The organism is Paracoccus chinensis, from assembly GCF_900102885.1.
GTDB classification, from domain to species: Bacteria; Pseudomonadota; Alphaproteobacteria; order Rhodobacterales; family Rhodobacteraceae; genus Paracoccus; species Paracoccus chinensis.
In genome coordinates this window covers 1-1,216 of record NZ_FNGE01000078.1, presented here as the reverse complement: position 1 = coordinate 1,216, position 1,216 = coordinate 1, and the positions used below count along the sequence as shown (strand labels likewise).

The following is a 1,216-nucleotide window of genomic DNA, read 5'->3' as shown; positions in this document are numbered from 1 at the left end:
GCCGGTTGGGCGGTGAACGTGAAGCGCGTCGAACGGATCTGGCGACGGGAGGGGCTGAAGGTCCCGCAGAAGCAACCGAAGAAAGCAAGGCTCTGGTTGAACGACGGATCCTGAAACTCCGTCTTTGCCCGCAGGTCACACTCTGAAGCGCTGCGCCAGATCCGAACAACCACCGGCCCCGATGCGGAGAGTTTCCACACAGGCTAGGCCCATAGCGGACGGTCGGGGGAGCAAAGGTGCTGCACTGCAGCTTCGCTGCAGCGGACGCACAAAGAGAGGGCAAAAGTAGCGCCCAAGCGAAGCGAACGTTCGGCCGCTGGAGGGCCAACAAAGCCAAGTATTCACTTCAGATACTTGTCGATTTCGAGCACTTTCCGGACATTCAGCTTCACTTATATCTTGCGGACGCACCCGCAGAAAAAGCTATCCTGTTGTAATTTTGTAAAAGCCACTATATGAATTCAGGATAGTGCATTCTCCCTGCAGGCCCTCAAAATTGAACCTTCGATTGCGGAGGATTGTGGCAAAGGGCAATCCGAGATCATGCGCGTTCAGGAAATAGATGGCGGAAATTCCCGCGCCTTGCGGCACGACTCGACAACCGTCACTGCTCCTCGGGTCAAACCGTCCATGTGACGTCTGGCTTGGCGAAACGGTGTAAAACGACGCTGACTCACACGCCGTCTGCGCCCCGGAATACACCTTGGGATGTGCCTGAGAAGGCGCGCCATTTGCTGGCCCGCATGCAAGCAGTTCCATCAATGAAAGGATCCTGTTCATGAGTTCTGCCAACACGCTTTCCCGCGCCGCGCGGCAGGCGACCCGTGCCGATGTCACCGATCGGATTGCCCGCGAGATCATCGCAAGCGAAACCGCGCGGCGTCAGCAGCAGACCGCCCGGCTCCGGTCGGCGCGCCTGCAGAAAGAGGCCGCGGAGCGCGCGGCCAAGCCCGCGGGCCGGGTCCAAAAGCAGCGGAAAGTGGCCCGGTAAGGCCTTCCTCAACGCTGCCCAGCTGCCCGGCGGCCTTTCTGGCACCTGCCCTCATGTCCGCGGGTGCAGGAAGAAGCGCACCATCTCGGCCGAGGCGTCCGGGCCTGCGGGGTCGGTGTAGCTGCCCTCGGTGCGCCCACCCGACCAGGCGTGGCCTGCGCCTTCGATCCGCCAGGACTCGACCAGCGGCGTGCCATCGGCAGCTTCCACGAGATTGCGGCTGTA

The 1,216-nt window shown here is 61.4% G+C and carries 1 protein-coding gene and 1 pseudogene; one reads left to right on the top strand and one right to left on the bottom strand.

The annotated features are described in order from the left end of the window. The first annotated feature begins 778 nt into the window (after positions 1-778). Positions 779-991, top strand: a complete 213-nt coding sequence (locus BLQ03_RS17765) for a hypothetical protein (protein WP_090757608.1) — start codon at positions 779-781, stop codon at positions 989-991. 51 nt (positions 992-1,042) lie between these two features. On the opposite strand, the pseudogene BLQ03_RS18965 reads toward BLQ03_RS17765, so the two are convergent. Continuing rightward, positions 1,043-1,216: pseudogene (locus BLQ03_RS18965) on the bottom strand (poly(3-hydroxybutyrate) depolymerase); the annotation flags it as partial.

Coding starts and splice junctions, on each gene's coding strand:
- BLQ03_RS17765 (WP_090757608.1), top strand. CDS start 779: ATGAGTTCTGCCAACACGCTTTCCCGCGCCGCGCGGCAGGCGACCCGT.